The following is a 23392-nucleotide window of genomic DNA, read 5'->3' as shown; positions in this document are numbered from 1 at the left end:
ACCCGGCTAAGACGTACAGTCGTCAGTGCACAGCATTGTGAACAGGCCGGGGCAGAAGCTAAGAAAAGGGAGTCACAATATGGCGGTGCAAAAGCAGTTATTGAAAGGTGTGTTGGCGGGGGCCTTAGCGTTAATGCTTAGCGGCTGCGTCACCATCCCGGATGCGATTAAAGGTTCGAGCCCGATGCCGCAGCAGGATCTGGTGCGGGTGATGAATGCGCCGCAGCTGTATGTCGGACAGGAAGCGCGTTTCGGCGGCAAAGTGGTGGATATTCAGAACCAGCAGGGAAAATCCCGTCTGGAAATTGCCACCGTTCCGCTCGATAGCGGTGCACGCCCCGTGCTGGGTGAAGCCTCTCGTGGGCGGATATATGCTGATGTAAATGGCTTCCTTGACCCGGTGGACTTTCGCGGGCAACTGGTCACCGTCGTCGGCCCGATAAGCGGTACAGTGGACGGAAAAATCGGTAATACGCCGTATAAATTCATGCTGATGCAGGTAACTGGTTATAAACGCTGGCATATTACTCAGCAGATTGTCATGCCGCCTCAGCCTATCGACCCCTGGTTCTACGGTGCGCGTGGCTGGCCTTACGGTGGCTACGGCGGATGGGGCTGGTACAATCCCGGCCCGGCACAGGTTCAGACCATAGTAACAGAGTAACTCTTTGTTTTAATGGTAAAAGAAACAGCGGCTCGTCCGCTGTTTCTGCATTAACGTGGATATAAGAAAAATAAATAGTGACGTGCTTCGCAACCTTGTCGTTGTGTAATAAACAAACTGGTACGCTGAGTTAATATTATGTTAACAGTTTGTTTATTGCCTGGGGTTGTGATGACGACGAATACGCATTTTAGAGGTGATGTATTGAAAAAGGTTTGGCTTAACCGTTATCCCGCTGGTGTTCCTGCGGAGATCAATCCTGACCGTTATCAATCCCTGGTGGAACTCTTTGAACACTCAGTAAGACGGTATGCCGATCAGCCCGCGTTTGTAAACATGGGGGAGGTGATGACCTTCCGCAAGCTTGAAGAGCGTAGCCGTGCGTTTGCCGCATATTTGCAACAGGGGCTCGGGCTGAAAAAGGGCGATCGCGTCGCGCTGATGATGCCGAATCTGCTGCAATATCCGGTCGCACTGTTTGGGATTTTACGTGCCGGCATGATCGTCGTGAACGTGAACCCGTTGTATACGCCTCGCGAGCTGGAACATCAGCTCAACGACAGCGGCGCGTCGGCGATTGTCATCGTATCTAACTTTGCTCATACGCTGGAAAAGGTGGTCGACAAAACGTCGGTGCAACACGTGATCCTGACGCGTATGGGCGATCAGCTGTCTACCGCCAAAGGAACGCTGGTTAACTTTGTCGTGAAGTACATCAAGCGCCTGGTGCCGAAGTATCACCTGCCGGATGCCATCTCATTTCGCAGTGCGCTGCAAAACGGCTATCGCATGCAGTATGTGAAGCCCGAAGTGGTGTCGGAAGATTTGGCGTTTCTGCAATATACCGGCGGGACAACCGGCGTGGCGAAAGGCGCGATGCTCACGCACCGCAACATGCTGGCTAACCTGGAGCAGGTTAACGCCACCTACGGCCCATTGCTGCATCCGGGCAAAGAACTGGTGGTAACGGCTCTACCGCTGTATCACATTTTTGCGCTGACGATGAACTGCCTGCTGTTTATTGAGTTGGGTGGTCAAAACCTGCTGATTACTAACCCGCGTGATATCCCAGGACTGGTCAAAGAGCTGGCGAAGTATCCGTTAACCGCGATGACCGGCGTCAATACGCTGTTTAACGCGCTGCTAAATAACAAAGAGTTTCAGCAACTGGACTTCTCGTCACTGCACCTTTCAGCAGGTGGCGGAATGCCGGTTCAACAGGCGGTAGCTGAACGTTGGGTGAAGCTGACGGGGCAGTATCTGCTGGAAGGCTATGGTCTGACGGAGTGCGCCCCGCTGGTGAGTGTCAACCCTCACGATATTGACTACCACAGCGGAAGTATCGGTTTACCGGTTCCCTCCACTGAGGTCAAGCTGGTGGACGACGACGACAACGAAGTGCCGCCGGGAGAACCGGGTGAGCTGTGTGTGAAAGGTCCACAGGTGATGCTGGGCTACTGGCAGCGACCAGACGCCACTGACGAAATCATCAAAGACGGCTGGCTGCACACCGGCGATATTGCGGTGATGGATGATGAAGGCTTCCTGCGTATTGTCGATCGTAAGAAGGACATGATCCTGGTATCCGGCTTTAACGTCTATCCGAACGAAATTGAAGACGTGGTTATGCAACACCCTGGCGTGCAGGAAGTGGCTGCTGTTGGGGTTCCGTCCGGCAGCAGCGGTGAAGCGGTGAAAATTTTCGTGGTGAAGAAAGATGCCTCGTTAACCGATGACGCGCTGGTCACTTTCTGTCGTCGTCACCTGACGGGCTATAAAGTACCAAAGCTGGTGGAGTTTCGCGATGAGTTGCCGAAATCTAACGTTGGTAAAATTTTGCGACGAGAATTACGTGACGAAGCGCGTGCCAAAGTGGACAATAAAGGCTGAGCGTTAAGTCAGCCAGTAGAAAACGCCGGGAAATCCGGCGTTTTTTTTGGCGCAAACCTAAGAGAGCACGATTTGAATTATCAAATGATCACCACGGACGACGCGTTGGCCACGCTGTGCGAAGCCGTCCGTGAATTTCCGGCGATAGCCCTGGATACAGAATTTGTTCGCACGCGTACCTATTATCCGCAGTTGGGGCTGATCCAGCTGTTTGATGGCAAACACGTTGCTCTGATTGATCCGCAGGGGATCACCGACTGGTCGCCGCTGCGCGATATTCTGCGTGATACTGCCATCACCAAATTCCTGCATGCAGGTAGCGAAGATCTGGAAGTGTTTCTCAACGCTTTTGGCGAACTGCCGCAGCCGTTGATTGATACACAAATTCTGGCTGCTTTTTGCGGTCGTCCGCTGTCGTGGGGGTTTGCCGCGATGGTGGAAGAGTTTACGGGGGTGGCGCTGGACAAAAGCGAATCCCGCACCGACTGGCTGGCCAGACCGCTGACCGAGCGTCAGTGTGAGTACGCGGCGGCTGATGTCTGGTATCTATTACCGATCACCACAAAACTGATGGTTGAAACTGAAGCCAGCGGCTGGCTGCCAGCCGCACTGGACGAATGTCGCTTAATGCAGCAGCGTCGCCAGGAGGTTCTGGCGCCTGAAGACGCATGGCGCGATATCACTAACGCCTGGCAGTTGCGTACTCGTCAGTTGGCCTGCCTGCAACTGCTTGCCGACTGGCGACTGCGTAAAGCGCGTGAGCGCGATCTGGCGGTGAACTTTGTGGTGCGTGAAGAACACCTGTGGGCGGTCGCTCGTTATATGCCAGGGAGTCTGGGTGAACTGGACAGCCTCGGCCTTTCCGGTAGTGAAATTCGCTTCCACGGCAAAACGCTGATTTCTCTGGTAGAAAAAGCGCAGGCTTTACCGGAAGAATCACTGCCACAGCCGCTGCTGAATTTGATGGATATGCCTGGATACCGCAAAGCGTTTAAAGCTATTAAGGCGCTGGTTGCCGAGGTAAGTACTGAGCATAATCTTAGCGTCGAACTGCTGGCTTCACGCCGTCAAATCAACCAGCTACTCAACTGGCACTGGAAATTAAAGCCGCAGCAGACCCTGCCGGAGTTGGTTTCCGGTTGGCGTGGCGAACTGATGTCCGATCGTCTCAACGCGCTGCTGCAGGAATATCCGCAGTAAGTCACCAGACTCGCCGGGTTGCGCCATTGCTAACCCGGCCTGCGCAACGCTACAAATCAAGCACCAGGCGCTTACCTTTGGCGCGTGAGCAGCAAATAAGCATGCTTTGCTGGCTGGCTTTTTCGTCGTCGCTGAAATACTGATCGCGGTGATCCGCTTCCCCTTCAAGAATCGTCGTTTCACAGGTGCCGCAAACACCTTCCCGGCACAGGCACTCAACGCGCGCGGCTTTGTTATTTTCGATAACCTGCAAAATGGTCATCTCTTCCGGGACCACAAACTCGCGTCCGGAACGCGCCAGAACCAGGGTAAAGGCATCACCGCTTTTATCTTCCAGCGCAAATTGTTCGAAATGTAGCGTATTGCTGTCCAGTCTATGGAGGGAAGCCACTTCTCTGTCGGCATCGTTGAGCACTGCTGGCCCGCAGGTGTAAATATGTGTGCCGGGTTCGATATCGGCCAGCAGGCGAGATAAATCAAGGCGGGTCCCTGCGCTTGACAGATGCAGATGAATACGATCGACGCTGGGGTGTTGCAGAAGTTCGTCATAAAACGCGCAGTTGTCCTGACTTGGAGAGCAATAATGCAGTTGCCATTGCGCCTTAGAGTGTTCCAGTTCCGGGATATGCGATAAAAACGGTGTGATGCCGATACCTCCAGCAATCAACAGATGTTGTTGTGCCTGAGGGGCGAGGGCGAACAGATTGTTTGGTGTGGAGATCGTGAGCGTGTCGCCGGGTTTCACGTTTTGATGCAGATATCGTGAGCCGCCTTTGGATGCTTCCTCCAGTCGTACGGCGATTTGCCAGGCGCTCGTATCAAAGGGGGAACTCATCAGCGAGTAAGCATTGCTGTACAGATTCTCGCCATCGCGCATCTGCACGATAATATGGCTGCCACCCTGAAACGCGGGCAACGGCTCGCCTGATGTCGCCGTTAAAGTAAAGCGTTTTACCTGCGCGGTAATCGTCTCAATCCGGCTGACCCGGACTTCTTGCATTTGATAATCAGACATTGCGGCACTCCCTAAAAAATCTGTCCGGCGCGGCTTAACGATGCGCCGGAACCTGTCGTTACAGCCTCTGGTTATTCCTGAAACACCTGCGCGACCAGATTATGGAAATGGGCAATGCCATGTTCGGAGATACCGCTGCCGCTGGTGTCGGCCATAATGCGGCCCTGACCGCGATACCCGCGCGATTTCAACCCTTTTTGGACGCTTTCAACCAGACGTAAATCTTCAGGGCGGAAGACGTTGCGATACCATTCGATCAGTTGTTTCTGCTCTTCGGTCAGCTCTTCGTTGGTGAAGTAGATGTCATAGTTTTGCAGCGTAGTTTCTGCATCCACTGGAAATTCGTAGATAACGGTCATCATGCCTTTGATTGGCGTAACGTTGAGCATGGTGCACGGCCACAGCCAGAAACCGTGGAAGGCGGCATCAACACCCTCTTCGAACTTAAATGACTGCTCTGACGGTTTGGCGAAACCGTATTGTAGCGTCCAGTTGCCGTGCATAGTATGCCAGTAACGATCAACCTGAACCGAGTCGGAAAAACCAGGGTGAGCCGGGCCGCAGTGGTAGCACTCCAGATAGTTATCGACAATATTCTTCCAGTTGGCTGGAGTTCGGGTCGTAAAGCGCGCCGCCAGCTTCAGGTCATGCACATCAGGGCAGGCTTCGATAACTTTGTCTGCAAGACCTGGGAGTTGTTCTTCTACGCTGCCCGCGTTCGGATCCATGTTGATAAACACGAATCCGGCATATTCTTCCAGCCGTACCGGGGTGAGATGTGCTTTCTCACTGTCGAAGTTGGCAACGTTTTCGCAGTTACGTGCATGCGCCAGGTTACCGTCAAGCTTGAATGCCCAGGCGTGGTAAGGGCAGGTAATCACATTTTTCGCTTTCCCTTCGCCGCTCAACAGTTGATGACCACGATGCGGGCAAACGTTGTAGAACGCGCGCAGCACGTTATCGCGACCACGTACCAGCACGATGTTCTCGCCAATCACTTCCCGGGTTACATAGTCATTGGGTTTCGCCAGTTCGCTACTGTGGGCTACACAAATCCAGCTCTTAGCGAACACTTTCTCCTGCTCGTGCTCGAAGGCCTGATGGTCGGTATAGAACCGGGCAGGGATAGTCCAGGCGTCCTGCGGGTTGGCACAGAAATTTTGCGGCAGAATAAACTCAGGGCTCAGATTGCTCATTGGAATACCTTTAATTTGTGAGTAAGAGGATTTTTTACTGGCACTTAATTGTCGCCTTTGAGTAATGTCCCGGCCGGTGGTGCGACGGGGACGTCCACTGGGGTTTCGGGAAGATGACTTTCAATTTGATGCGCTGGAACGTGGGCATAGTCCTGCCGTACCCAGCGAAGAAAACCGCCGACTTTCACCAACAGAATGGCGAGGAAGGGAAGTGCGGTCAGAACCACCGTGGTCTTCATGGTTTCCAGGGACGCGCCGGTGAACAAAATTGATAATGGGATCAGGGTGATGACCACGCACCAGAACAGACGTAAGCTACGCTGCGGATCTTCCCCTTCCTGCAGGTTACGCGTGCTGGTGGCCGCCATGGTGTAGGCGACGGCATCCATATGCGAGGCGAGAAAAATAATCATGATCGCCAGATACGCCACCAGGAACAGTTTCCCGGCAGGCAACGACATCAACACTTGCTGTACGGCTGTTTCGCCGCCTAACGTGGCCATAACCTGCGGTACGTCGATCACACCGTTCACAAATTGGTGAATGGAGTAGCTTTCCATCACGCCAAAGAAGAACCAGCAGCCAACGGTACTACCCAGGATTAACGCCCAGATAACCTCTTTGATTTTGCGACCACGGGATACGCGAGTGACAAACATTGCCACGCCAGGGGTGTAGGAGATCCACCACAGCCAATAGAACACCGTCCAGTTGCGGGTGAACTCACCGTTGCCGAGCGGGTCGGTGAACAGACTCATCTGCAAAAAGTTTTGTGTCGTCAGACCGATGGCGTTAATGATGTTGTTGGTGATGAACTCGGTCGGGCCGACAATCAGCACCAGCAGTGGCAGTAAAAACGCCCCCCAGCCGACCATTTTGCTCAGACGTTGCAAGCCGTTGTTGATGCCAATCCAGGAGCTCAGACAGAAAATGCCGCCAGAGAACAGGATAACAAACGCCTGTACGGTGAAGTTATCCGGTAAACCTGTGAGAGCAGATAAACCACGGGTAAAGGTGGCGGCGGTGACAACCAGAGAGATGGTTAACGCGCCAACTGTGGCGATCAGGAACATCAAATCAACCAGCCGGCCCCAGACGCCCTGCGGATGCACGCCGGTGATAGCGGCGATTATTCCGGACAGGCTCAGCCCTTTGTTTTTCCGCACATGAAAGTGGTAGGCCATGGTTAATGAAGCCAGCGTATAGGTCGCCCAGGCGCTGATTCCCCAATGGAAAAAAGAGTAGGGTAAGCTGTATTCCAGCGCTTTTTGCGAGTGCGGAGCGATATTCAGACCCGGGGTCTGGTAATAATAGGCCCACTCAGCAACGCCCCAGTAGAGCGTGGAGGAACCTAGTCCGGCACAAATAAACATAAACAGCCAGGACAGCGTGCTGTATTCCGCTTTTCCTTCTCCCAGACGAATGTTGCCGTATTTGCTGGTGGCCAGCCAGACGACCAGACCCATCGCCATCAGAACGAGGATCTGCACGGCGGAACCCAGCATCCGGGTAACGCCGTTAAAAAGGGTATTTGCGACTTGTGCAGACTGCTGAGGGAAGAGACTAAGTGTGGCGGCGATGAAAAGAATAGCCACCAGACTGATGGCTATCAGCGGCATGTCTTTTTTCTTAACGTTGCTCAACATGGGATCTCCTGGGCACAGTTGCCCGCGTATGGCATTAGCCTGTCGTTGTTATCATGCTGTAGGGAATCAGTGATTTTGTATTTAACAATTTTATTATTTGTTATTTACATGAATTAAACAATTGCTCGATGCGTGAAGCAATAAAACACGGAACGGAAATAATAAAAGGTGAATTGGCGCAGGTTATTGGCGCCATAAAAAGCATAAAAAAGCCGCGTCAGTGACGCGGCTCATATTCTGTGGTTTGACCTCTAACGCAATGCCCGAGAGATGGCCTCGCCAACCTGTTGGGTGGTGGCATTGCCTTTCATATCCGGTGTTTTCGGGCCGCTGGCAATAACCTGCTCAATTGCCGCCAGAATACCGTCGTGGGCGGCTTTATAGTTAGCATCACCGTTGCCAAGGAAGTCGAGCATCATGGCGCCAGCCCAGATAGTCGCTATAGGGTTGGCGATGTTCTTGCCGTAGATATCGGGGGCCGAACCGTGTACTGGCTCGAACAGAGACGGGAAGGTGCGTTCCGGGTTTAAGTTGGCTGAAGGCGCAATGCCGATCGTTCCGGTACAGGCTGGACCGAGATCGGAGAGGATGTCGCCAAACAGGTTGGAGGCAACCACCACGTCAAAACGCTCCGGCTGCATCACAAAGCGGGCGCAGAGTATATCAATATGCTGTTTATCCCAACGGATCTCGGGATAGTGGGCCGCCATTGCTTCCACGCGCTCGTCCCAGTACGGCATGCTGATGGCCAGGCCGTTGGATTTGGTCGCCGAGGTCAGGGTTTTGCGCGGGCGATTTTGTGCCAGCTCGAAAGCGTAACGCAATATACGATCGACGCCGCGACGGGTGAAGACCGACTCCTGGATAACCACTTCGTGTTCTGTACCTTCGCTTACGCGTCCGCCGAGTGAAGAGTATTCTCCCTCGGTGTTCTCGCGCACCACGTAGAAATCGATGTCGCCAGGCTGCTTACCTGCCAGTGGGCAAGGTACGCCCGGAAACAGGCGTACCGGGCGCAGGTTGACATACTGGTCGAATTCGCGGCGAAACTTAAGCAGCGAGCCCCATAATGAGATGTGGTCCGGTACGGTTTCCGGCCAGCCAACGGCACCAAAATAGATAGCATCGAAGGATTGTAAATGCTCGTGCCAGTCATCCGGCATCATCTTCCCGTGATGGGCGTAGTACTCGCAGCTGGCCCATTCCATTTGCTCAAAGCTGAGTGACAACCCCCAACGCTCGGCGGCTGCCTGCAACACCTGAATGCCTTCAGGCAGGACTTCTTTACCAATGCCATCTCCGGGGATAGCGGCAATACGACAGGTTTTCTTCATAGCAGCTCTCACTTGTACGCCATCAAAATTGACTTTCCCCGTATCCTATAATTGACTGATTAATAGTTAATCCCCCTAACTGGTGAAACATAAAACACAGATCATGAATAATCTGCCTCTGCTAAATGATTTACGCGTCTTTATGCTGGTTGCCCGTCGTGCGGGATTTGCCGCCGTTGCCGAAGAGCTGGGCGTATCTCCGGCTTTTATCAGTAAGCGCGTTGCCCTGTTGGAGCAAACGCTGAACGTGGTGCTGTTGCACCGAACAACGCGGCGCGTAACCATCACGGAAGAGGGGGAGCGGATCTACGAATGGGCACAGCGGATCCTGCAGGATGTCGATCAGATGATGGACGAGCTGTCCGATGCCAGGCAGATCCCGCAGGGGATGCTACGAATTATCAGTAGCTTTGGTTTTGGCCGCCGGGTGGTCGCTCCGGCGCTGTCTGCGCTGGCAAAAGAGTACCCGCAGTTAGAACTGAGGTTCGATGTTGAAGACCGTCTGGTCGATATGGTCAATGAGGGCGTCGATCTCGATATTCGTATCGGGGATGATATCGCGCCGAACCTGATTGCCCGCAAGCTGGCGACTAACTATCGTATTCTGTGCGCCTCGCCGGAATTTGTGGCGCGGCATGGAGTGCCGAAACAACTGAACGATCTTTCTACTTTCCCCTGCCTGGTTATTAAAGAACGTGACCATCCGTTTGGTATCTGGCAAATGCGTAATAAAGAGGGCGCACACTCAATAAAGGTTACGGGGCCGCTGTCGTCTAACCATGGCGAAGTGGTACATCAATGGTGTCTGGATGGGCAGGGAATTGCTTTGCGTTCGTGGTGGGACGTTTGCGACAACATTGCCAGCGGACATCTGGTGCATATATTGCCTGAGTATTATCAACCCGCCAATATATGGGCGGTTTATGTCTCCCGGCTGGCGACGTCGGCAAAAATCCGTATTACGGTTGAGTATTTACGCCGCTATTTTGCCGAAAACTACCCAAAGTTTACTTTGGAATAAATGCTCGATAGGTTAGTCAGAGACAGAAAATAAAAAAGGCAGAATAATCTGCCTTTTTCGTAACCATGATTTAGCGACAAAAGAGCTTATTTAGACTCTTCCGCTTCAGGTAATGTCACGTTAAGTTCGAGGATCGAAATATCGCCGTCTTTTTGTTCAAGTTGTACTGTGACCATTTCGGGATCAATTTGTACATACTTGCAGATAACGTCGAGAATATCCTTGCGCAGCTGCGGTAAATAATGTGGCTCGGCGTCACTACGACGACGTTCCGCAACAATAATCTGCAGTCGCTCTTTAGCGATGTTCGCTGTGCTCTTTTTCCGCGAGAGAAAAAAATCCAGTAATGCCATAACTTATCCTCCGAACAGGCGTTTGAGGAAACCTTTCTTCTCTTCTTCAATGAAGCGGAAAGGACGTTCTTCTCCCAACAGACGGTCTACGGTATCAGCATAGGCTTTACCGGCATCAGCATTGATGTCGAGAATAACCGGCTCACCCTGGTTAGACGCGCGCAGGACCGACTGATCTTCAGGAATCACGCCAACCAGCTTGATTCGCAGAATTTCCAGTACGTCTTCCATGCTCAGCATGTCACCTTTATTTACGCGGCCAGGGTTGTAGCGCGTCAGCAACAAATGCTCTTTAATTGGATCTTCACCGTTTTCCGCGCGACGAGATTTCGACGCCAGAATACCCAGAATACGGTCAGAGTCACGTACAGAGGAGACTTCCGGGTTGGTGGTAATAATCGCTTCATCGGCAAAATACAGGGCCATCAGCGCACCAGTTTCAATACCCGCCGGAGAGTCGCAGACGATGAAGTCGAATTCCATCGTTTTCAGATCGTCCAGAACTTTCGCGACGCCTTCACGCGTCAGCGCGTCTTTATCGCGAGTTTGTGAGGCCGGAAGAATAAAGAGATTTTCGGTACGCTTATCTTTGATTAGCGCCTGATTTAACGACGCATCGCCCTGAATAACGTTGACGAAGTCGTAAACGACGCGGCGTTCACAACCCATAATCAGATCAAGATTACGCAGGCCGATATCAAAATCAATAACGACAGTTTTCTTTCCCTTCTGGGCCAAACCTGTAGCGATGGCCGCGCTGGAGGTGGTTTTGCCAACGCCCCCTTTACCCGAAGTAACAACAATAATGCGTGCCATAGAAATTCCTTGTTAAAAAGGGATCAATTCAACGGTTGAACTGTCAAAGCGTTCTCTGCTAATTGCAGACGTGCCGCTTTGCCATAAAATTCTGCTGGGATTTTATCACTCAGCCAATAAACACCTGCGATAGACACCAGTTCTGCCGTCAGATGGGTACAAAAAATTTGCGCTTCCCGGTCACCGCTTGCGCCTGCCAACGCACGGCCTCTCATCATTCCATAAACATGAATATTGCCATCAGCGATAAGCTCTGCGCCTGCACTGACGTGGCTTGTAACAATCAGATCACATTGTGGTGCATAAATGCGCTGACCGGAACGAACCGGCACATTTATTAATCGTGTTTTTGTGATGGGAGTAACGTTTTGTGGCGGAGCGACGGGAGCCGGGGCCTCAACGGGCGCAGGACGAATAGCTTTTTCTTTACCTTCAGTCAGTAAAGGAAGACCCATTTCGTCGATTTCTGCCTTGAGTCTGGCGTCTTTGCATCCGCTAACGCCGATAATTCGCAATCCGGTAGACGCGACAACCTTCTGCAGCGCTGACCAGTTTACCGGGCTTTCAAGACCACTCACGTTAACCACTACGGGAGCATGTTTTAAAAAAGCAGGTGCCTGCGCGATTTTGTCTTCCAACGCCTGACGAATAACCTCGGGTTCTGCTTCATGTAAATGAACCACTGATAAGGTGAAGCTACTGCCTTTAAGCTCGATTGGCGTGTTTGACATCCTGGCCTTACTCAATTTGCTATTTATCATCCCCAGCGCGGGGTGATATTCCGAAGACTATAAGGCATGTTATAGTCAGTATTATATTGAGGCAAGCCACCATTCCGTGAATTCAGAGTAAAAGATATGTTTTGTGTGATCTACCGAAGCAGTAAACGTGACCAGACCTATTTATATGTCGAAAAAAAAGACGATTTCTCGCGAGTTCCTGAAGAACTGATGAAAGGATTTGGTCAGCCGACGCTGGCAATGATGTTGCCGCTTGATGGCCGTAAAAAGCTGGTTAATGCCGATCTGGAAAAAGTAAAACAGGCACTCACCGAGCAGGGCTATTATTTACAAATACCACCGCCGCCAGAAGATTTACTTAAACAGCATCTGGCCGCGACGAAACAAAATACACCAGACGATAAACGTTAAACTGCATCCGGCAGCAGCACGCCCCATCGATGCAGTACCTGAAATTGATAACTACGTTAGGGGAAAGTAATGTATCAACATCATAACTGGCATGGTGCTCTGCTGGATTATCCGGTGAGTAAGGTGGTTTGCGTAGGGAGTAACTATGCCAACCATATTAAAGAGATGGGTGGAACGCCTCCGGAAGAACCGGTGCTGTTTATTAAACCGGAAACCGCGCTGTGCGATTTACGCCAGCCGCTGGTGATCCCATCTGATATGGGTTCGGTTCACCATGAAGTTGAGCTGGCTGTTTTGATTGGCGCGACCCTACGTCAGGCGACGGAAGAACATGTGCGCAAAGCCATTGCGGGCTATGGCGTCGCGTTGGATCTGACCCTGCGTGATATTCAGGGCAAAATGAAGAAGGCGGGGCAACCGTGGGAAAAAGCGAAGGGCTTTGATAACTCTTGCCCGCTGTCAGGGTTTATTCCGGTGGCGGAATTTAATGGTGATCCTCAGGATACGATGCTCGGGTTAACGGTTAACGGTGAGCAGCGCCAGCACGGCACCACGGCGGATATGATCCATCACATCGTTCCTTTGATTGCCTACATGAGTCGTTTCTTTACCCTCAAAGCGGGCGATGTTGTGTTGACGGGGACGCCAGCAGGAGTTGGGCCGTTAAACAGCGGTGATGAGCTGGCTATCAGTTTTCATGGTCAAACGCTGACGACACGCGTGCTGTAATCTCTTCTTGCCGCCTTTTCGGGCGGCAAAACTTGCATCAGCGTGTCAGACTGGTTATAAGGTGCAGCTTTATTGCAATAGCGGATACCCTGATGAGCGACATACCTTTCTGGCAAAGTAAAACCCTGGATGAAATGACCGATGCCGAGTGGGAGTCATTATGTGACGGGTGTGGTCAATGCTGCCTGCATAAGCTGATGGATGAAGACACCGACGAAATCTATTTTACTAACGTCGCGTGTAAGCAGCTCAATATCAAAACCTGTCAGTGCCGTAATTACGAACGCCGATTCGAGTACGAGCCTGACTGTATCAAACTGACGCGCGATAATCTGCCTACCTTTGAATGGCTGCCGATGACCTGTGCGTATCGTCTGCTAGCGGAAGGTAAAGGGCTGCCGGAGTGGCATCCACTGCTGACGGGATCAAAAGCGGCGATGCACGGTGAACGTATTTCAGTACGTCATATTGCGGTGAAAGAATCGGAAGTGCGTGACTGGCAGGATCATATTCTGAACAAACCTTCATGGGCGGACTAAGCCGCCCATCGATTAGCAGGCGTTAAGGCTTAAGACTTTTTCGCCTGATACATCTCATCGCCATGGTTGTCATCTTCAACCCAGAAATTGATGTTGAATTGCGCGTCGTCGCTTAATTCAACGCGATGCCAGTACTGCGGCGGACTGGTCGCAAACTGACCGGCATTAATCACCACTTTTACTTCAGGCTCTTTTGCGTCTTCATTGGCAAAGCCGTAATACGTTACCGTACCTTCCATCACGCAAAGCTGGCCAAAAACGCCTGCTGCAGTGTTATGGTGAGAAAGCAGTGCTGCCGGGACGTTGTCTTTCGTGAAGAAGGGAGTAGAGCGTTTAACTTTCCAGTTTGCCGGGATGCGTAAATGGGACATAAGACATCTCCTTGGTGTGGCATCTATAAGATGTATTTAATATACATCTTATAGATGCCAGCAGGCAATGAATTTAAGGCAAAAAAAACGCTCCCGAAGGAGCGTCTCTGTTAGCGACCGAAGAGGTCACGTTTTTTCGGTTTGAACGGCTGTGCTATCACTACCAGCACGGCGACCACCAGGTAGGCGGCGAAGATCCCCAACAGCCACTGCGGCATTTCCAGGGTTAAAAAAGACCACTGGCGCTCAGCACAGTCACCGGACGCTAAAAACACCTGCGGCAGCCATTTGTCCAGCGGCAGCCAGCTTGGGAAGCGTGCGGCAAAATCACAGGTCATAAACGGGGATGGGTGCAGCTGAATCATGGTGTGCTCATACGCTAACTGAAGTCCGCGCCAGGCACTGTAAATCCAGATTATCATCGCCACATAGCGCAGCGGTGTTTTTGGTGCGATAGCACCCACCAGCCCTGCACCCATCACGCCAAATAATGCGCTACGTTCGTAAATACACAACACGCAAGGTTTTAGCAGCATGACGTGCTGGAACCACAGCGCGACGAGCTCCAGCGCAAAGGCGGTTAACGCCAACAATAACCATGCTCCACGACCTCGGGAGCACTGGTTTAAAAATCGCAACATAATCATTTCCCTGCAACATGCGTAGAGACCGCAGTTTAAACCAATTCACTTTATGCGCCACTAGCGGGAATTGAAAATTTGCGTAATCGGATATTTATCATGCAAAAAGTCAAACCGGGCAGTGATTTGCCCGGTTAATTGTTATGAAAGTGTAGCTAACCAGCCCGTTTGGGTCATCCACTCGGTCACCGGAACTAGCGTGAACTCGACGCAAAGCAGGCCGACGAGCGTCAGGACGAGAGTATAAGGCAGGGCCATCCACACCATGCGACCATAAGAGAGGCGAATCAACGGCGCCAGTGCAGAGGTCAGCAGGAACAGGAATGCAGCCTGGCCGTTTGGCGTGGCCACCGAAGGCAGGTTGGTCCCGGTATTGATCGCCACCGCCAACAGCTCAAATTGGTTAAGGCTGATGGTCCCATGTTCCATCGCGGCTTTGGCTTCATTGATGTAAATCGTACCAACAAAAACGTTATCAGAGATCGAAGACAGCAGGCCGTTGAAGAGATAAAACAGCGTCAGTTGTGCATGTTCAGACGACTGCAAAACAAACTGAATAATCGGCGAAAAGAGCTGTTGATCGATAATCACCGCGACAATAGAGAAGAACACGGTCAGCAGCGCGGTGAAGGGTAGCGACTCGGTAAAGGCTTTACCTATCGCATGTTCGTCGGTGACACCGGTCAACGAGGTTGCCAGAATGATGACGGACAGACCAATTAATCCAACCTCCGCCAGATGCAGGGCCAGAGCAACGACCAGCCAGACGCCAATAATCGCCTGGACAATCAGTTTGATTTTGTCCTGGCGGGTACGTTGTTGGCGGCTCTGATCGTCAAACTGTTGCAGGACATCACGGACGGTCTCCGGCAGCGTTTCGCCATAGCCAAACCAGCGCAATTTCTCGACCAGTACACAGGTTAACAGGCCGCAAATCAGTACCGGGACGGTAACTGGCGACATGCGCAGGAAGAAGTCGCCAAAATGCCAGCCAGCCGCTTTGGCAATAATCAGGTTTTGTGGCTCGCCCACCATGGTCATCACGCCGCCTAACGCCGTACCGACACCAGCGTGCATCATCAGGCTACGCAGAAAACCGCGGAACTGCTCAAGTACGACTTTATTGTGCTGATCGATATGGCTGTCATCAAGCATGTTGTTGTCTTCCGCGCGAGAAGAAGCAACGCGATGGTAGATACCATAAAACCCGACCGCAACGCTGATTACCACGGCAACGACGGTCAGCGCATCGAGGAACGCAGAGAGGAAAGCGGCTGCAACACAAAAAGACAGTGACAGCAGCGTCTTGGAGCGAATAGTGAGCAGCAGACGCGTGAAAATGAACAGTAATAACTGCTTCATAAAGTAGATGCCTGCCACCATAAACATCAGCAGCAATAACACCTCAAGGTTTGCGGCAACCTCTTCACGCACATGCGTGGCGCTGGTCATACCAATAATGACAGCTTCGATAGCCAACAGCCCGCCTGGCAGCAGTGGGTAGCATTTTAACGCCATCGCCAGCGTGAAAATGAACTCGGCCACCAGCAACCAGCCGGCGATAAAAGGGTTGATGAAAAAAATAATCGGGTTAACGACTAAGAAGACAAGCAGTGCAAGTTTGTACCAGTCTGGTGATTGACCTAAAAAATTGCGCCACATAGCGCGGCCCCATGATAGCTCCATGGTGATTTCCCTACCTTTAAAAATGAAATCATGTTTTTATGTTTGACCGCAAAGCTTAGCGGGAGGAGGGAGTACAGGCAAGCTATTCACGAGACTGGCAATGTTGGCTGTGCTGTAGCGTTATTTGGAAAATGAAGCCTTGATCCACTTTTTCTTCATTGCGTCAGCTATCAGCTAAGATACCCATCTGGTATGATGTGTGTAACTATGTTTTGCTGTGTAATGGAATTTTTACTATGGTCATTAAGGCGCAAAGCCCGGCTGGGTTCGCGGAAGAGTACATCATTGAAAGTATCTGGAATAACCGCTTCCCACCTGGCACTATTTTGCCCGCTGAACGTGAACTCTCCGAACTTATTGGGGTGACACGTACCACGCTACGCGAAGTATTGCAGCGGTTGGCGCGAGATGGCTGGTTGACCATTCAACACGGCAAACCGACGAAGGTGAATAACTTCTGGGAAACCTCCGGGCTGAATATTCTTGAAACGCTGGCGCGTCTCGATCACGAGAGTGTCCCGCAGTTGATTGATAATCTGCTGTCCGTGCGTACCAATATTTCGACGATCTTTGTTCGCACTGCGTTTCGCCAGCATCCTGATAAAGCACAGGAGGTTCTGGCGACGGCAAATCAGGTGGCCGACCACGCTGACGCATTTGCCGATCTGGACTATAACATTTTCCGCGGCCTGGCATTTGCCTCCGGCAATCCGATTTACGGTTTGATCCTCAACGGTATGAAAGGATTATATACCCGCATTGGTCGTCATTATTTTGCCAATCCGGAAGCGCGCGCGCTGGCGCTGAGCTTCTACCGTAAACTGTCAGAACTCTGCGAGCAGGGCGCTCATGAGCAGGTGTATGAAACGGTGCGTCGCTATGGTCACGACAGTGGCGAAATTTGGCATCGCATGCAAAAGAGCCTGCCGGGCGATTTGGCGATTCAGGGCCGTTAATTGCTCAAAGCCGGATGGCGACGGCAAAGCGTTTTCTCCGGCCTACAATACGTGCACTTCGTAGGCCGGATTAGGTGTTTACACCGCCTCCGGGAATAAGATTTACAGACCGTTCATCCTTGGCGGGCAACGCTCCAACAGCTCCACGCTGCCATCTTCATTCTGTTGCTCCAGCATCACGTCAAAACCCCAAAGCCGGTGTACGTGCTTGAGCACTTCTTTGCGTCCTTTATCCAGCGGCGCGCGGTTATGCGGAATATAGCGTAAGGTGAGCGAACGGTCGCCACGCAGATCGACATTCCAGATTTGAATATTCGGCTCCAGGTTGCTGAGGTTGTATTGCGACGACAACCTGTTGCGGATCTCACGATATCCTTCCTCGTTATGAATCGCAGAAATCTCCAGATAGTTGTGACGATCGTCATCCAGCACGGTGAACAGACGGAAATCACGCATCACCTTTGGCGACAGGAACTGGCTGATAAAGCTCTCATCTTTGAAATCGCGCATCGCAAAATGCAGGGTTTCCAGCCAGTCAGAACCCGCTATGTCCGGGAACCAGTATTTGTCCTCCTCGGTCGGCGACTGACAAATACGTTTGATATCCTGGAACATGGCAAACCCCAGGGCATAAGGGTTTATCCCGCTATACCATGGGCTGTTGTAGGGCGGCTGAAATACCACATTGGTATGGCTATGCAGAAACTCCAGCATAAACCGTTCGGTGACTTTACCTTCATCATAAAGGTGGTTCAGGATAGTGTAATGCCAGAAAGTGGCCCAGCCCTCGTTCATCACCTGCGTCTGTTTCTGCGGATAAAAATACTGGCTGACCTTGCGTACAATGCGCAACACTTCGCGTTGCCAGGACTCCAGCAGCGGGGCGTTCTTCTCCATGAAGTACAGCAGGTTCTCCTGTGGCTCAGAGGGATAACGCCGGGCTTCCGCCACGGTTTTCTCTTCCTCTTTCTTCGGCAGCGTGCGCCACAACATATTCACCTGGCTTTGCAGATACTCTTCACGGCTTTTCTGACGGGCTTTCTCTTCCTGTAGGGAGATTTTTTGCGGGCGTTTGTAACGGTCAACGCCGTAGTTCATCAGCGCATGGCAGGAGTCGAGCAGCTTTTCGACTTCATCCACGCCGTAACGCTCTTCACACTGGGTAATATAGTTTCGCGCGAAGATCAGGTAATCGACAATGGAACTGGCATCCGTCCAGCTTCGGAACAGGTAGTTGTTTTTGAAAAAGGAGTTGTGTCCGTAGCAGGCATGCGCCATCACCAGCGCCTGCATGGTGATGGTGTTCTCCTCCATCAGATACGCGATGCACGGATTGGAGTTGATAACGATCTCATAGGCCAGCCCCTGCTGACCATGCTTATACAAGCGCTCGGTTTCAATAAACTTTTTACCAAACGACCAGTGAGGATAGTTGATCGGCATCCCGACGCTGGAATAAGCGTCCATCATCTGTTCGGAGGTGATTACCTCGATTTGGTGCGGGTAGGTATCCAGTCTGTAGAGTTTCGCCACGCGGTCTATCTCTGCCAGATAGACATCCAGCAGATCAAACGTCCAGTCGGGTCCATCGCTTAACCGTGTGCTGTCCTTGTTCATGGAATCAATCGTAGCCATTCGCGCACCCTCATTGTTGGCGGCACTCTCTGTCTGGAGTACCTCATGTCAAGCATAGATCATGGTGTTAAAAAACGTGCTGCGGCAGAAATTTTTTCTTTGCGATTTCACGTTAGCGAGGCGTCGAAAAATGGCATGGCCGCAAAATTTTATGCTGGATAAAAATAACGCACAGCAGGAGATGCCAAAGCGGAGAGTCCCCAGTCATCACCGCTATATGTGAGGTAAGTCACCATAAAAAAGCCATATGTTGAATAATATTTTCAACTGAGTTATCAAGATGTAATTAGATGATTGTTCTTTTACTGTTAACGGAGTGGCTATGCGAGTTGTCATACTGGGAAGTGGTGTCGTTGGCGTGACCAGCGCCTGGTACTTAAGTCAGGCTGGACACGATGTCACCGTCATTGATCGTGAGCCCGGTCCGGCACTGGAAACCAGTGCGGCGAACGCGGGGCAAATCTCTCCAGGTTATGCAGCACCATGGGCGGCACCAGGCGTACCGCTAAAAGCAATTAAGTGGATGTTTCAGCGCCACGCTCCGCTGGCCGTCCGTCTTGACGGAACCCAGTTCCAGTTGAAATGGATGTGGCAGATGCTGCGCAACTGCGACACCAGCCACTACATGGAAAACAAAGGACGCATGGTGCGACTGGCGGAATACAGCCGTGATTGCCTGAAAGCGCTGCGCGCCTCTACCGGTATCGAGTACGAAGGGCGCCAGGGCGGAACCCTGCAACTTTTCCGTACTGCCCAACAGTATGAAAACGCCACCCGCGACATCGCCGTGCTCGAAGACGCTGGCGTGCCATATCAACTGCTGGAAGCAAACCGTCTGGCGGAAGTCGAACCCGCACTGGCAGAAGTGGCGCACAAACTGACCGGTGGTCTGCGTTTACCGAATGATGAAACCGGCGACTGCCAGCTGTTTACCCAGCGTCTGGCTCAGATGGCGGAGCAGGCGGGCGTTAAGTTTCGCTTTAACACCCCGGTCGATAAGCTGCTGAGCGATGGTGAGCAGATTTATGGCGTCCAGTGCGGCGAAGAGATAGTTAAAGCCGATGCCTATGTGATGGCGTTTGGTTCGTACTCCACGGCAATGCTGAAAGGGATCGTTGATATCCCGGTCTATCCGCTCAAAGGCTATTCGTTGACTATTCCGGTGGCGCAAGACGACGGTGCGCCGGTTTCTACTATCCTTGATGAAACCTACAAAATCGCTATTACCCGCTTTGACAATCGTATTCGCGTTGGCGGCATGGCGGAGATTGTCGGCTTTAATACAGAATTGCTACAACCTCGTCGTGAAACGCTGGAAATGGTCGTACGCGATCTCTTCCCGCGCGGCGGTCATGTGGAGCAGGCAACCTTCTGGACCGGACTGCGTCCGATGACGCCGGACGGAACGCCGGTGGTGGGGCGCACCCGCTTTAAGAATCTGCTGCTCAATACCGGCCACGGCACGCTGGGTTGGACCATGGCCTGCGGCTCCGGTCAGCTACTGAGCGATATCCTTTCTGGCCGCACGCCAGCCATACCTTATGACGATCTGAGCGTGGCGCGTTACAGTCCGGGGTTTACCCCATCTCGTCCACGGCATTTACATGGCGCACATAACTGATAAGGACGTGAGATGACCCGCCCGATACTGGCCAGCATTGACCTGCAGGCGTTGAAACAAAATCTGACCATTACCCGCCAGGCCGCACCGGACGCCCGCGTCTGGTCGGTGGTGAAAGCCAATGCGTATGGACACGGTATTGAACGCGTCTGGAATGCGCTGGGCACAACCGATGGTTTTGCCATGCTCAATCTTGAAGAGGCGATAACCCTACGCGAGCGCGGATGGAAAGGCCCGATACTCATGCTGGAGGGTTTTTTCCACGCCGAAGACCTGACCGTATATGACAATTATCGACTCACCACCTGTGTACACAGTAACTGGCAGCTAAAAGCATTGCAGAATGCGCGCCTGAAGGCGCCGCTCGATGTTTACCTGAAGGTGAACAGTGGTATGAACCGCCTTGGTTTTTTACCGGAAAGAGTTCCCACGGTCTGGCAACAGCTGCGGACGATGCCCAACGTCGGTGAAATGACGCTGATGTCACATTTTGCCGATGCAGAGCACCCGGAAGGTATCCAGGAGGCTATGACACGTATTGCGCAGGCAACTGAAGGGCTGGAGTGCAGACGATCGCTGTCGAATTCGGCAGCCACGCTGTGGCACCCTGAAGCGCATTATGACTGGGTTCGTCCGGGCATTATTTTGTATGGTGCGTCGCCTTCAGGACAATGGCGGGACATCGCTAACACCGGCCTGAAGCCAGTGATGACGCTGAGCAGTGAGATCATCGGCATACAGACGCTGAAAGCTGGCGATCGGGTGGGCTACGGTGGACGCTACACTGCCAGCGGCGAGCAGCGCATTGGCATTGTAGCGACCGGCTATGCAGACGGTTATCCACGCCATGCGCCAAGTGGTACTCCGGTGCTGGTGGACGGTGTACGTACCGGGACGGTGGGGACAGTCTCAATGGATATGTTGGCGGTAGATCTGACACCATGCCCGCAGGCAGGGATCGGGACGCCGGTAGAGCTGTGGGGCAAAGAGATTAAAATTGACGATGTGGCCACCGCCGCAGGTACGGTAGGCTACGAGTTAATGTGTTCTCTGGCGCTGCGCGTGCCAGTTGTGACGGTGTAACTTTATATAGCATTGCCTGATGCTGCTGCGTTTATCAGGCCTCCAGAGTCAGTGCATTTTGTAGGCCGGGTAAGGCGCAGCCGCCACCCGGCAAAACATCCGCTTTACTCATCCTCATCTTCAGCAACGCGAACACCGACCTTCAGCACCGCATTATCTTCCTTCTCGGCTACGGTCCAGATCATGCCAGCGAATTCCACCTGGTCACCGACGACCGGCGCGGCACCAAGCAGATGCTGGACAATTTCACCCAGCGTTTGCTGCTTATCACGATACTCGGTGCCATCTTCCAGGCCATAAATCAGCGCCACATCGGCATATTTTGCGCTGGCTTCAAGAATAAAATCACCGAAGAAGCGCTGGTCTAACGACACAGGTGGCGACTGGCTGAACAGCTTGCCAAGAGCCGGGAGATCGCGCTCGCGGCCAATAACACACAATACGTCGCCTTCGCGAAGACGTGTGCTGCCGGAGGGGTGAAACAGCACGTTGTCACGAAACAGGGCGGCTATTCGCGTTTCTTCCGGCATATGCAGGTCGCGCAATGCGGCTCCTACGCACCACTTATCGGCGCTGAGCTGATAAACAAACTGCTCCCACGGGTTATCCGGATGAATATCCAGGCCAATGCGCGACACGGGCCAGCCAACAGGAGGGACCACCACTTTGGCTTTTTTAGCGGCCCATGAAAGAGAGGTTCCCTGGAACAGCAACGAGATCAGTACCACGAAGAAGGCGACGTTAAAGAACAGGCGTGCATTCTCCAGACCCGCCATCATTGGGAAGACGGCGAGGATGATGGGTACCGCACCGCGCAGACCCACCCAACTGATGAAAATGCGCTCGCGCAGATTGAAGCCGCGAAACGGCAGCAGTCCGGCGAAAACCGAAAGTGGGCGGGCAATGAAAATCATCCACGCAGACAAAATCAGCGCAGGAACCACGATAGGCAGCAGGTCGGACGGCGTAACCAGCAGTCCGAGCACCAGGAACATGGCGATTTGCGCCAGCCAGGCCAGACCGTCGAAGTTTTGCAGAATGCCAAACCGGTTGCGAATAGGGCGATTACCCAGCAAGAAACCACACAGATAAACCGCCAGAATACCGCTGCCTTCCAGCGCAGTGGTCAGGGCAAAAATCAGGATCCCACCGCTTAACGCCAATAGCGGATACAGTCCGGCAGGCAGAGAAATGCGGTTAATCATCTGCTGGAGCATATATCCACCGCCCAGACCGATAACGATGCCTAAGCCAAACTGCTGGATAATGTGCACCGCGAACATCCAGCTTAAACCGGTTTCGTGGTTTTGGATCATGGCGATGAGCGTGATGGTCAAAAACACGGCCATCGGGTCATTACTGCCGGATTCAATTTCCAGCGTAGAGCCAACGCGTTCGTTAAGCCCCTTACCGCCAAGCAGGGAAAAGACCGCCGCGGCGTCGGTTGAACCAACAATCGCGCCAATCAGGAGTCCTTCGATAAGATCCAGATGAAACAGCCACGCGGCCATCATGCCAGTGAGTCCGGAAGTAATCAGCACACCGACCGTCGCCAACGATAGCGCCGGGCCTAACGCAACGCGAAAAGAGCTGGCCTGGGTGCGCATCCCGCCGTCGAGCAGGATAACTGCCAGTGCCAGGTTACTCACCATGTAGGCGAATGGATAGTTATCGAAAGGTATGCCGCCTATACCATCTACGCCCGCTAACATACCGATAGCGAGAAATATCACCAGGATAGGGATACCAAGACGTGATGAGAATGAACTGAGTAAGATACTGCAGGTGACGAGAACGGAACCCAAAATAAAAAGGCTAATAATTGCTGCGGCATCCAACGTTCGG

At 52.5% G+C, this 23392-nt stretch carries 22 protein-coding genes; 10 read left to right on the top strand and 12 right to left on the bottom strand.

Annotated elements, in window-relative coordinates; genetic code table 11:
• Positions 1-79 precede the first annotated feature (79 nt).
• From ACHHZ7_RS11695 to rnd, 3 genes are all read left to right on the top strand, one after another.
• Positions 80-664, top strand: a complete 585-nt coding sequence (locus ACHHZ7_RS11695; RefSeq protein ID WP_003020975.1) for a Slp family lipoprotein — start codon at positions 80-82, stop codon at positions 662-664.
• 204 nt (positions 665-868) lie between these two features.
• Positions 869-2554 (top strand): long-chain-fatty-acid--CoA ligase FadD, encoded by a 1686-nt coding sequence (gene fadD, locus ACHHZ7_RS11690; protein ID WP_123969683.1) that lies wholly within the window; start codon positions 869-871, stop codon positions 2552-2554.
• 84 nt (positions 2555-2638) lie between these two features.
• Positions 2639-3754, top strand: coding sequence for a ribonuclease D (gene rnd, locus ACHHZ7_RS11685; RefSeq protein ID WP_057066803.1), 1116 nt, complete (start codon positions 2639-2641; stop codon positions 3752-3754).
• A gap of 49 nt (positions 3755-3803) precedes the next feature.
• Here the strand turns inward: rnd and ACHHZ7_RS11680 are convergent, their stop codons facing one another.
• From ACHHZ7_RS11680 to ACHHZ7_RS11665, 4 genes are all read right to left on the bottom strand, one after another.
• Entirely contained in the window at positions 3804-4769 is a 966-nt protein-coding gene (locus ACHHZ7_RS11680) for a PDR/VanB family oxidoreductase (protein WP_060682081.1), read from the bottom strand.
• Between the two features lie 71 nt (positions 4770-4840).
• Positions 4841-5965 carry a carnitine monooxygenase, oxygenase subunit YeaW gene (yeaW, locus tag ACHHZ7_RS11675; RefSeq protein ID WP_003833746.1) on the bottom strand — a complete coding sequence of 375 codons (1125 nt, stop codon included), beginning with the start codon at positions 5963-5965 and terminating at the stop codon, positions 4841-4843.
• Positions 5966-6009: 44 nt separating this feature from the next.
• Positions 6010-7611 carry a BCCT family transporter gene (locus ACHHZ7_RS11670; RefSeq protein WP_060682082.1) on the bottom strand — a complete coding sequence of 534 codons (1602 nt, stop codon included), beginning with the start codon at positions 7609-7611 and terminating at the stop codon, positions 6010-6012.
• A gap of 251 nt (positions 7612-7862) precedes the next feature.
• Entirely contained in the window at positions 7863-8945 is a 1083-nt protein-coding gene (locus ACHHZ7_RS11665; protein ID WP_060682083.1) for a tartrate dehydrogenase, read from the bottom strand.
• Positions 8946-9048: 103 nt separating this feature from the next.
• On the opposite strand from ACHHZ7_RS11665, the gene ACHHZ7_RS11660 reads away from it, so the two are divergent.
• Entirely contained in the window at positions 9049-9966 is a 918-nt protein-coding gene (locus ACHHZ7_RS11660; protein WP_020996618.1) for a LysR family transcriptional regulator, read from the top strand.
• Between the two features lie 86 nt (positions 9967-10052).
• Here ACHHZ7_RS11660 and minE read toward each other — a convergent pair whose 3' ends face one another.
• The 3 genes from minE to minC are packed head-to-tail and all read right to left on the bottom strand — an operon-like array spanning position 10053 to position 11866.
• Positions 10053-10319, bottom strand: coding sequence for a cell division topological specificity factor MinE (gene minE, locus ACHHZ7_RS11655; RefSeq protein WP_003833739.1), 267 nt, complete (start codon positions 10317-10319; stop codon positions 10053-10055).
• Between the two features lie 3 nt (positions 10320-10322).
• The gene (gene minD, locus ACHHZ7_RS11650; RefSeq protein ID WP_003020956.1) at positions 10323-11135 is read right to left on the bottom strand and encodes a septum site-determining protein MinD; all 813 of its coding nucleotides are present in this window, start codon (positions 11133-11135) and stop codon (positions 10323-10325) included.
• A 23-nt stretch (positions 11136-11158) separates the two neighbouring features.
• Positions 11159-11866 carry a septum site-determining protein MinC gene (minC, locus tag ACHHZ7_RS11645; RefSeq protein ID WP_003833736.1) on the bottom strand — a complete coding sequence of 236 codons (708 nt, stop codon included), beginning with the start codon at positions 11864-11866 and terminating at the stop codon, positions 11159-11161.
• Between the two features lie 126 nt (positions 11867-11992).
• Between minC and ACHHZ7_RS11640 the strand changes: the two genes are divergently transcribed.
• The 3 genes from ACHHZ7_RS11640 to ACHHZ7_RS11630 all read left to right on the top strand — a co-directional run bounded on the left by ACHHZ7_RS11640 (position 11993) and on the right by ACHHZ7_RS11630 (position 13554).
• Positions 11993-12286 (top strand): YcgL domain-containing protein, encoded by a 294-nt coding sequence (locus ACHHZ7_RS11640; protein WP_003833735.1) that lies wholly within the window; start codon positions 11993-11995, stop codon positions 12284-12286.
• A gap of 69 nt (positions 12287-12355) precedes the next feature.
• Positions 12356-13015, top strand: coding sequence for a fumarylacetoacetate hydrolase family protein (locus ACHHZ7_RS11635; protein WP_057066794.1), 660 nt, complete (start codon positions 12356-12358; stop codon positions 13013-13015).
• Positions 13016-13107: 92 nt separating this feature from the next.
• Positions 13108-13554 (top strand): YcgN family cysteine cluster protein, encoded by a 447-nt coding sequence (locus ACHHZ7_RS11630; RefSeq protein ID WP_003020944.1) that lies wholly within the window; start codon positions 13108-13110, stop codon positions 13552-13554.
• 29 nt (positions 13555-13583) lie between these two features.
• On the opposite strand, the gene ACHHZ7_RS11625 is transcribed toward ACHHZ7_RS11630, so the two are convergent.
• The 3 genes from ACHHZ7_RS11625 to nhaB all read right to left on the bottom strand — a co-directional run bounded on the left by ACHHZ7_RS11625 (position 13584) and on the right by nhaB (position 16252).
• On the bottom strand, positions 13584-13925 hold the full coding sequence (locus ACHHZ7_RS11625) for a DUF1971 domain-containing protein (protein WP_003020940.1): 342 nt from the start codon (positions 13923-13925) through the stop codon (positions 13584-13586).
• A gap of 110 nt (positions 13926-14035) precedes the next feature.
• Positions 14036-14566 carry a disulfide bond formation protein DsbB gene (gene dsbB, locus ACHHZ7_RS11620; protein WP_003844060.1) on the bottom strand — a complete coding sequence of 177 codons (531 nt, stop codon included), beginning with the start codon at positions 14564-14566 and terminating at the stop codon, positions 14036-14038.
• Positions 14567-14707: 141 nt separating this feature from the next.
• Positions 14708-16252 carry a Na(+)/H(+) antiporter NhaB gene (gene nhaB / locus ACHHZ7_RS11615; protein ID WP_008785014.1) on the bottom strand — a complete coding sequence of 515 codons (1545 nt, stop codon included), beginning with the start codon at positions 16250-16252 and terminating at the stop codon, positions 14708-14710.
• 236 nt (positions 16253-16488) lie between these two features.
• Here nhaB and fadR point away from each other — a divergent pair, with 236 nt between their 5' ends.
• Positions 16489-17208: a fatty acid metabolism transcriptional regulator FadR gene (gene fadR / locus ACHHZ7_RS11610; protein WP_003833559.1), complete on the top strand. Its 720-nt coding sequence runs from the start codon at positions 16489-16491 to the stop codon at positions 17206-17208.
• A 102-nt stretch (positions 17209-17310) separates the two neighbouring features.
• Here fadR and ACHHZ7_RS11605 read toward each other — a convergent pair whose 3' ends face one another.
• Positions 17311-18843 carry a SpoVR family protein gene (locus ACHHZ7_RS11605; protein ID WP_003833557.1) on the bottom strand — a complete coding sequence of 511 codons (1533 nt, stop codon included), beginning with the start codon at positions 18841-18843 and terminating at the stop codon, positions 17311-17313.
• A gap of 322 nt (positions 18844-19165) precedes the next feature.
• On the opposite strand from ACHHZ7_RS11605, the gene ACHHZ7_RS11600 reads away from it, so the two are divergent.
• The gene (locus ACHHZ7_RS11600) at positions 19166-20464 is read left to right on the top strand and encodes a D-amino acid dehydrogenase (protein ID WP_003833553.1); all 1299 of its coding nucleotides are present in this window, start codon (positions 19166-19168) and stop codon (positions 20462-20464) included.
• A 12-nt stretch (positions 20465-20476) separates the two neighbouring features.
• The gene (dadX, locus tag ACHHZ7_RS11595; RefSeq protein ID WP_060682084.1) at positions 20477-21547 is read left to right on the top strand and encodes a catabolic alanine racemase DadX; all 1071 of its coding nucleotides are present in this window, start codon (positions 20477-20479) and stop codon (positions 21545-21547) included.
• A gap of 104 nt (positions 21548-21651) precedes the next feature.
• Here the strand turns inward: dadX and ACHHZ7_RS11590 are convergent, their stop codons facing one another.
• Positions 21652-23385 (bottom strand): potassium/proton antiporter, encoded by a 1734-nt coding sequence (locus tag ACHHZ7_RS11590; RefSeq protein WP_008785011.1) that lies wholly within the window; start codon positions 23383-23385, stop codon positions 21652-21654.
• Positions 23386-23392 lie beyond the last annotated feature (7 nt).

Source organism: Citrobacter freundii complex sp. 2024EL-00216 (assembly GCF_043945515.1).
Lineage (GTDB): Bacteria > Pseudomonadota > Gammaproteobacteria > Enterobacterales > Enterobacteriaceae > Citrobacter > Citrobacter portucalensis.
The sequence above is the reverse complement of the archived record's forward strand: the minus strand, read 5'-3'. Positions and strand labels throughout refer to the sequence as shown.

Coding starts and splice junctions, on each gene's coding strand:
- ACHHZ7_RS11695 (WP_003020975.1), top strand. CDS start 80: ATGGCGGTGCAAAAGCAGTTATTGAAAGGTGTGTTGGCGGGGGCCTTA.
- rnd (WP_057066803.1), top strand. CDS start 2,639: ATGATCACCACGGACGACGCGTTGGCCACGCTGTGCGAAGCCGTCCGT.
- ACHHZ7_RS11680 (WP_060682081.1), bottom strand. CDS start 4,769: ATGTCTGATTATCAAATGCAAGAAGTCCGGGTCAGCCGGATTGAGACG.
- yeaW (WP_003833746.1), bottom strand. CDS start 5,965: ATGAGCAATCTGAGCCCTGAGTTTATTCTGCCGCAAAATTTCTGTGCC.
- ACHHZ7_RS11670 (WP_060682082.1), bottom strand. CDS start 7,611: ATGTTGAGCAACGTTAAGAAAAAAGACATGCCGCTGATAGCCATCAGT.
- ACHHZ7_RS11665 (WP_060682083.1), bottom strand. CDS start 8,945: ATGAAGAAAACCTGTCGTATTGCCGCTATCCCCGGAGATGGCATTGGT.
- ACHHZ7_RS11660 (WP_020996618.1), top strand. CDS start 9,049: ATGAATAATCTGCCTCTGCTAAATGATTTACGCGTCTTTATGCTGGTT.
- minE (WP_003833739.1), bottom strand. CDS start 10,319: ATGGCATTACTGGATTTTTTTCTCTCGCGGAAAAAGAGCACAGCGAAC.
- minD (WP_003020956.1), bottom strand. CDS start 11,135: ATGGCACGCATTATTGTTGTTACTTCGGGTAAAGGGGGCGTTGGCAAA.
- minC (WP_003833736.1), bottom strand. CDS start 11,866: ATGTCAAACACGCCAATCGAGCTTAAAGGCAGTAGCTTCACCTTATCA.
- ACHHZ7_RS11640 (WP_003833735.1), top strand. CDS start 11,993: ATGTTTTGTGTGATCTACCGAAGCAGTAAACGTGACCAGACCTATTTA.
- ACHHZ7_RS11635 (WP_057066794.1), top strand. CDS start 12,356: ATGTATCAACATCATAACTGGCATGGTGCTCTGCTGGATTATCCGGTG.
- ACHHZ7_RS11630 (WP_003020944.1), top strand. CDS start 13,108: ATGAGCGACATACCTTTCTGGCAAAGTAAAACCCTGGATGAAATGACC.
- ACHHZ7_RS11625 (WP_003020940.1), bottom strand. CDS start 13,925: ATGTCCCATTTACGCATCCCGGCAAACTGGAAAGTTAAACGCTCTACT.
- dsbB (WP_003844060.1), bottom strand. CDS start 14,566: ATGTTGCGATTTTTAAACCAGTGCTCCCGAGGTCGTGGAGCATGGTTA.
- nhaB (WP_008785014.1), bottom strand. CDS start 16,252: ATGGAGCTATCATGGGGCCGCGCTATGTGGCGCAATTTTTTAGGTCAA.
- fadR (WP_003833559.1), top strand. CDS start 16,489: ATGGTCATTAAGGCGCAAAGCCCGGCTGGGTTCGCGGAAGAGTACATC.
- ACHHZ7_RS11605 (WP_003833557.1), bottom strand. CDS start 18,843: ATGGCTACGATTGATTCCATGAACAAGGACAGCACACGGTTAAGCGAT.
- ACHHZ7_RS11600 (WP_003833553.1), top strand. CDS start 19,166: ATGCGAGTTGTCATACTGGGAAGTGGTGTCGTTGGCGTGACCAGCGCC.
- dadX (WP_060682084.1), top strand. CDS start 20,477: ATGACCCGCCCGATACTGGCCAGCATTGACCTGCAGGCGTTGAAACAA.